Annotated in this window: 5 protein-coding genes and 1 pseudogene; all 6 read right to left on the bottom strand. The window is 40.5% G+C overall.

Translation table 11 applies throughout. From position 1 onward, the window contains the following. Positions 1 to 774: 774 nt before the first annotated feature. Positions 775 to 1284, bottom strand: a complete 510-nt coding sequence (locus tag JIG37_RS17410) for a hypothetical protein (protein ID WP_199529930.1) — start codon at positions 1282 to 1284, stop codon at positions 775 to 777. Between the two features lie 121 nt (positions 1285 to 1405). Then, positions 1406 to 1759, bottom strand: coding sequence for a hypothetical protein (locus tag JIG37_RS17405; RefSeq protein ID WP_105174297.1), 354 nt, complete (start codon positions 1757 to 1759; stop codon positions 1406 to 1408). 638 nt (positions 1760 to 2397) lie between these two features. Next, positions 2398 to 3720: an AarF/ABC1/UbiB kinase family protein gene (locus tag JIG37_RS17400; RefSeq protein WP_199529929.1), complete on the bottom strand. Its 1323-nt coding sequence runs from the start codon at positions 3718 to 3720 to the stop codon at positions 2398 to 2400. 178 nt (positions 3721 to 3898) lie between these two features. Beyond that, complete coding sequence (locus JIG37_RS22740) at positions 3899 to 4366, bottom strand: hypothetical protein (protein WP_244664403.1); 468 nt, start codon at positions 4364 to 4366, stop codon at positions 3899 to 3901. Next, positions 4343 to 5443 (bottom strand): annotated as a pseudogene (locus JIG37_RS17395) (sulfatase-like hydrolase/transferase); the annotation flags it as partial. The gene JIG37_RS22740 and the pseudogene JIG37_RS17395, both read right to left, overlap by 24 nt. Positions 5444 to 5618: 175 nt before the next feature. Then, positions 5619 to 6923, bottom strand: a complete 1305-nt coding sequence (serS, locus tag JIG37_RS17390) for a serine--tRNA ligase (protein WP_199529928.1) — start codon at positions 6921 to 6923, stop codon at positions 5619 to 5621. Positions 6924 to 6927 lie beyond the last annotated feature (4 nt).

The following is a 6927-nucleotide window of genomic DNA, read 5'->3' as shown; positions in this document are numbered from 1 at the left end:
ATGTTTATAGCGAGCTAATCGCGCGTTTTTCTACCACAGCGTAGCTCGTTTTTCTTATTAGATTATTTCTAACAAACTTGTTAACTAATTACCAGTGTTATTAAAATTTAGGAGTTCTCGCTTTTACCTCAGGATAAAAACAAGCGATTGGGTCGTTTTTCTGACTATGCAAACACTTTACTTTGACGAAATAAAAAAGCTATTGTGAACAAACGAAGGACGGCTCTATAAAAGAAAGGCCTTGGTAACACCCAGTTAGGAGCTGATTAATGTTTGGCTAAAATGCAAAGGTAGCGAAACCGAACCAAGCTTTAGCAGTCCCACACTTAAACAGCTTGTTAAGTTTTCTTATACACATAGAACCTAAATATCATTGCTTGGGACAATGCAGTCAGCGCAAATAATACAGAATCCTGACTTTCAACAAAATACAACGTTAAGCTTACTAGAATACTAACTACCATATAGATCTTGAAGGAAGCATTTGCATATTTACAAATTACCCAATGAACAGGAAAGCCGACGCATAGCCACCCGACCAACGATACAAATAAATAGACACCCAGAAAAAGTAAACTTGATACAAATAAGCCAGCAATATCACTATCGGTTGTAGGTAGTGAACCCATAACCAAAGTTATTAGGATTATTCCTAAGGCTACCCATGACAGGCTTTTGATAATTGCGCAATCCCAGTTTCCTAAGTTCACCACTCCTCCATTAAACCATAACGATAAGCTCTGCTGCGTCCTTGGTTGAGTGCCTTGTTATGTGTTAGTTATTCGATTCTCTGCAATTACCATAATAATCGAATTGTGTAGGTGAAGCTTCTTTTGATTTTCCATCAATACGGACTAATTCAGCTTTACAGTATGAGTCATAAGCACCTAACTTACCCGACACGTTTATTTCATAATTCTGCTCTGCTTTTGGCTTGAATGAAGCGTAAGTTGTACAATTGCTCATGCCTGCAACAGACATAATCATGAAGGTGTATTTTTTATCAGCAATAAGATTTACGCCATCTGGATTTAATGGCGAAATTAAAGGATTACTGTCATCCAAAATAACTAATTGAGCTGCACTTTCCGCACCAAACGATTTTCCACATGATTCCTCTTCTGAGTGAACATTTACAAATGTAGAGTAACCAAGAAAAGGCGCATTGAAATCATGATTTATTTTTAGTGTCGCTGTAGGCTGGTTTGCTAAAGGAGCTTTATACTTAGGTAAGCCTGCACAACCACTTACAATTAACGGTATTAATAAAAAGCCAACTCTCATAATAAATCCTTTTCTAAAATATTCGGATAACAGCAACGCTTGCCTAACCGGCGCAAAATAGCAGGCTAATATTAGCGACGTAGGAACGCAAGCCTGCTATTTTGCGTCCTTTGTTATATGCCTAATTGCATGTGACACGATTGTCTTTGTGCACAGAAATAACAACACGTTTATTTATTTCGTTGTTAGTAACGTATCCGCAACTACCGTGATTTGCAACCGAATTTGCAGTGATAAATGTATAGTTGTATACACCCTCTTGCTGTTGCGCCAGAGAATAATGAAGGGTATTGCTTGCACCGTTAGAAATTGCACCAAAATCTAAGTGGCTATTTGGTAAATCAATTTCCGCTTGAGATATGGTTGCACCCGAATAATTCACGATTGTGATAGCAGGTAAAATAAAGAAGCTAGACCAATAAAGCACGACCAGTAAAGTGAGAACTGATAAGGCAATTTTCAACAGAAGTTTCATCTAGCTCCTATAGGCATATAACGCCGCCTTAAGAGGTGATTAATAGTTGGCTAAACTGTGAAGCGAAGCGGAACCGAGCCAACTGTTAAGAATCCGACTTTAAGGCCTTGTTAGGGCATGTTATTTCAAAAACATATGCTTGATTTGGTGTCTCTCCGCAACGACCAGACCGACATTCGTAGCTAATGACAACAATCATGTCATCTCTCAGAGTAACTTCATAATTGCTGCCACAATATTTACCCGAAAACTTATTAATTTCTTCCAAATAAAATGAATAACTTCTAGAAGGATATGAGACTACTTTTGCCAATATTATCTCTGCATTTCGGCTCATTATTACAATACCTTCACCGGAGTCAGCATCATCTATGACTTTCAGGCTAGAAGAGCAGCCTGCAATAGCGACGATTAAAAATATGGTGAGGAATCTCATAGTGCCCTAACAATTTTATAGTGCGCTCGTCCCGTATCTTTCTGCCGATGTCACACTCATGTATTAATAAATCTATTTTTAACAAATAACGTAATGCTTTACCAATTCTAATTTTTTATTGATACTAAAGATATTCAGAAAAAGAAAATGCTCTCGTCGCTCATCTTGGGCCAGAAATGAGTTACCCCAAACTCCCTTTCAATTATTTATCCCTCAGTACTTCAAACTCCTTAAAAATACTGTTCACATTCACTTTTGCGCCTAGCTTTGCAGCGATTAAAAACAGGCCCGCTAGTTTTCTGTGAACGAACAAGGCATCTACGGGTGGTGCATGCCAATACTCTGAGGCGGTGCTCATTTTTAGGCCGAGCTCTTTAATTCGTTTTGGTAAGTCGCTATTCGCAAAATCATACTCACCTTGGTGGCGCAGTGGCTCGCAGGCGAGTAGAAATATATCAACGACATTATCTATATATTCTTGAGCAAGCCCTTGTTGAAAGTAGCCAATTTGCTGTGCTGCTGTTGCCACACCTGCTCTATCGTTATTAATCGCAGCAGATAATAACTGTAAGTAACCATCACTAATATGCTGAGGTAGTTCGCGGGTGGCACCAAAGTCTAAAAGCACTAAGCGTTGATTGTCGATTTGATATTGATAATTAGCAAAGTTTGGATCTGTTTGAACTAGTTTAAAGCTAAATAATTCACGTAAAAATAGGCTGAGTAACTGTTCAACCGCTTTATTACGCAGCGCTTGCTGTGTGCTTTCCAGTTCATCTAGCTCTTGTCCTTCAACAAAGCTCATGACTAAAACTTGAGAAGAACTAAGCGAATCAACCACATTTGGAATAAGGTAATTGTCATCACCCTTTAAACACTCGCTGTAGCGTTTTAAAAAACTCGCTTCTAATTCGTAGTCAGCTTCGTTTATAAGCTGCTGTTTTGCTTCCTCGATAAGAGGCTGTATTTCTACCTCTTTGGGTAATAAGCCACTGAGCTTGAGAAGGTAAGCTAAGTTATCAACATCGCTGGCAATGCCTTTTGCAATACCTGGGTATTGCACTTTAACTGCTAACTTTTCGCCCGATTCTCGGTAAGCAATATGCACTTGCCCTATTGATGCTGCAGCAAATGGTCTGAGCTCAAAATGCGATAATTGCCCTAGCCACGCATCGCCCCAATGCTCACGCATTACTTTAACTAGCTGCTTTTGTGGCATGGGTGTCGCTTCTGCACGCAGCCTTGCTAAAATTGCAGATAGCTCAGGAGTAAGTAATTCGCCACTATCCATGGATAACAGCTGCCCCAATTTCATTGCAGCCCCGCGAAGATTTGCTAGCTGCTCTGCAAAGCGCTGAATATTTTTTGGCTGTAACAATAACTCTTGTCGTGATGTTTGCTTGCCGGTCGCCCATGCTTTTGTGCCTTCAAACAGCATATTACTCGCAACTTTACCTGCTAAAGAACCAAGCCGAGCCGCTCTTGCAAAGCGTGATGTTGGCACAGGCTTTTGTTTATCACTCATATTACTTCACACTATTAACTTAATGCTTTGAATACGTTGGTTGTTCGAGTTTAGATCGACTTTAGCTTTACTATCACTTGTCTTCTAGCCAAAAGCAAAAAGCCGCATGGTTAGCTTATTTGCTTCCCGATGCGGCTATTTATTTAATTAACAAGCCAATAAATTGTTTTATTGAGAGTTACTGCTTTCCAGACATCAACTGTTCCATTAGCTGGCTAAAGTCGAAGCTTGCTGCTTTTTGCAGTGGTGGATACTCTGATAGCGATTTTATGTGTTCGCCAAGTAGATGTTGCACAGGCTCATTCAGCCATTGCTTAGCTTGCACTATGTCTGAGCGGTCGGTTAAACCATCAAAGCTTTCAAACGGATCCATACGTATGTTATAGAAAATTGGGAACTTTTGCTTTTCATAAGGAGCATAATAATTTTCGCTCGTTTCAAAGTGCAGCTTCCATTGCTTGTAGCGAATCGCTTTTATACTTGATTCGTAATAGTAGAAAAAGTGATCACGGGCGCTTTGGTCAGTTTTGCCAAGCCAGTAATTCAGGTTATTTACGCCGTCAATCGGTTGCTTATGCTCTTTCAGTGCTTTTTTCGCGATATTTGGTTCACCTGCTGCTGCAGCTAGCGTTGTGTAAATATCCATGTGCGATTGAATACCGTTTAATACTGTATTTGCAGGTACTTTACCTGGCCAGCGAACAATCATAGGCACACGTACACCACCTTCATAGGTCGTCATTTTCTCACCACGGAAAGGCGTTGTACCACCATGTAATCGAGCACTGTGCTCTGGGCCATTATCTGTAGAATAAACAACAATAGTGTTATCAAGCACACCCATATCATCTAGTGCAGCCATTAACTCGCCCACTTGTTGATCATGTTCAATCAGACCACTGCCGTATAAATCATGCTCTGTGGTGTATTCTTCTGCTAAATAACGGCTCTCATCACTTAAACGCGTGTACATATGCATTCGGCTTGGGTTAAACCAAACAAAGAAAGGTTTGTCTGCTTTTTTCGCTCGTTTAATAAAGTCTATGCTTGCGTCCATAAACTCTTTATCAACGGTTTTCATACGCTCACGAGAAAGCTGACCAGTATCTTTAATTTTTTGCTTACCTACTTTACCAAAGCGTGGATCAACTGTTTTGTCATCTACATTTGTGGCGTAAGTATGTAAAACGCCTCACGTACCATATTTTTTGAAGAATTCAGGATCTTTCGGGTAATCACGTTGCTCAAACTCTTCTTGAGTATTTAAGTGGTATAAATTGCCAAAGAACTCATCAAAGCCATGCACGGTTGGTAAGTGCTCGTTGCGATCACCTAAGTGGTTTTTACCAAACTGCCCTGTTGCATAACCTTGCTCTTTTAAAACCTCAGCAAGGGTATAAGAACCCGCTTTTAAACCAAGCTCAGCGCCTGGTCGGCCCACCGTTGTCATGCCACTACGAATTGGATATTGACCTGTAATAAGTGCAGCGCGCCCTGCAGTACACGATGGTTGCGCGTAATGATCGGTAAACATTGCCCCTTCGTGGGCGAGTTTATCGATGTTTGGCGTTTTATAACCCATGGTACCAAGTCCATAAGCACTTACATTTTGCCAGCCAACATCATCGGGGAATATAATTAGAATATTGGGTTTGTCTTTAGCAAAAGCGACAGAGCTTGCTAAATATAAAGCAGCGGATGCTACGGCGAGTAGTCTTTTCATAACAGCAGTCCTTCGTGTATTTTAATAAAATACTATGTAGTTTAGTTTTTAAACTTGTAGTACTTTTTTTAGTCTACTAAAAATACTGTGTACCGCAATTATTATTAATGCTAGGTATAAAAAAACCGTATTTTCTGATCAAAATACGGTTTTTAAAACGTTATGAACTTAAACGTTATTTAATAACTTCTAAGCCACCCATGTAAGGGCGCAATACTTCTGGTACAACAATCGAGCCGTCTGCTTGTTGATAGTTCTCTAAGATTGCTACCAGTGTACGACCAACTGCTAAACCTGAACCATTTAATGTATGAAGTAGCTCTGGCTTTTTCTCACCTTGACGACGGAAACGCGCTTGCATACGACGCGCTTGGAAATCAACCATGTTTGAACATGATGAGATTTCACGATAGGTGTTTTGTGCAGGTAACCATACTTCTAAATCATAAGTTTTTGCTGCACCAAAGCCCATATCACCCGTACATAAAATCACTTTACGGTATGGAAGTTCTAATGCTTGTAAGATTTGCTCAGCGTGACCTGTTAGCTCTTCTAGCGCTTGCATTGAATCTTCTGGTTTTACTAGTTGTACTAATTCAACTTTGTCGAATTGGTGCTGACGAATAAGACCACGTGTATCACGGCCATAGCTGCCTGCTTCACTACGGAAACAAGGCGTATGCGCTGTTAAACGAATTGGTAAGTCGCTTTCGTCGTAAATTTCGTCACGAGCACTGTTCGTAAGCGGTACTTCAGCTGTAGGAATTAAGCTAAAACCAGGTTGTTGCTGACCGTCGTCATCCACTAAACCTAAGGTGTGGAATAAGTCACCAGCAAACTTAGGTAATTGGCTTGTGCCGTATAAGCTTGCGCTATTAACAAGGTAAGGTACATACATTTCTGTATAGCCGTTTTTGTCTGTGTGCGTATCAAGCATGAACTGCGTAAGAGCACGGTGCATACGTGCAACTTGACCACGCATAACAGTGAAACGCGCGCCACTGATTTTAACGCCCATTTCAAAGTCTAGGCCGTTTACGTCTTGACCAACATCAACGTGATCTTTTACTTCAAAGTCGTATGACTTAGGCGTACCCCAGGTTGAAATTTCAACGTTTTGATCTTCGTCTTCACCTACAGGAACAGACTCATCAGGTAAGTTTGGAATAGCAAGTGCAATTTGCTTAAGCTCTTCAAGTACTGCGTCTTGCTCTGCTTTTACGCTGTTTAGTTGATCGCCAAGGTTACTTACTGAATCAAGCAGCTGTTGTGCTTTTTCGTGCTCGCCTTTCGCTTTTGCTTGGCCGATAGCTTTGGAACTTGCATTACGCTCGCTTTGAAGTTCTTGCGTTTTTACTTGTAATGTTTTGCGTTTTTCTTCAAGTGCAGTTACCGCTGCAGTATCAAGTTCGTAACCGCGTGATGCTAAACGTGCAGCCGCTTGTTCGATATCTTGACGTAAATATTTAGAATCTAACATGTTC

The sequence above is a fragment of the Pseudoalteromonas sp. bablab_jr010 genome (assembly GCF_016464105.1).
Lineage (GTDB): Bacteria > Pseudomonadota > Gammaproteobacteria > Enterobacterales > Alteromonadaceae > Pseudoalteromonas > Pseudoalteromonas simplex.
This window is presented reverse-complemented; position numbering and strand designations above follow the sequence as displayed.

What these genes read in the sequence shown, in the direction of transcription:
- JIG37_RS17405 (WP_105174297.1), bottom strand. Translation starts at nt 1,759, where the DNA reads ATGAAACTTCTGTTGAAAATTGCCTTATCAGTTCTCACTTTACTGGTC.
- JIG37_RS22740 (WP_244664403.1), bottom strand. Translation starts at nt 4,366, where the DNA reads ATGGATATTTACACAACGCTAGCTGCAGCAGCAGGTGAACCAAATATC.
- serS (WP_199529928.1), bottom strand. Translation starts at nt 6,923, where the DNA reads ATGTTAGATTCTAAATATTTACGTCAAGATATCGAACAAGCGGCTGCA.
- JIG37_RS17400 (WP_199529929.1), bottom strand. Translation starts at nt 3,720, where the DNA reads ATGAGTGATAAACAAAAGCCTGTGCCAACATCACGCTTTGCAAGAGCG.
- JIG37_RS17410 (WP_199529930.1), bottom strand. Translation starts at nt 1,284, where the DNA reads ATGAGAGTTGGCTTTTTATTAATACCGTTAATTGTAAGTGGTTGTGCA.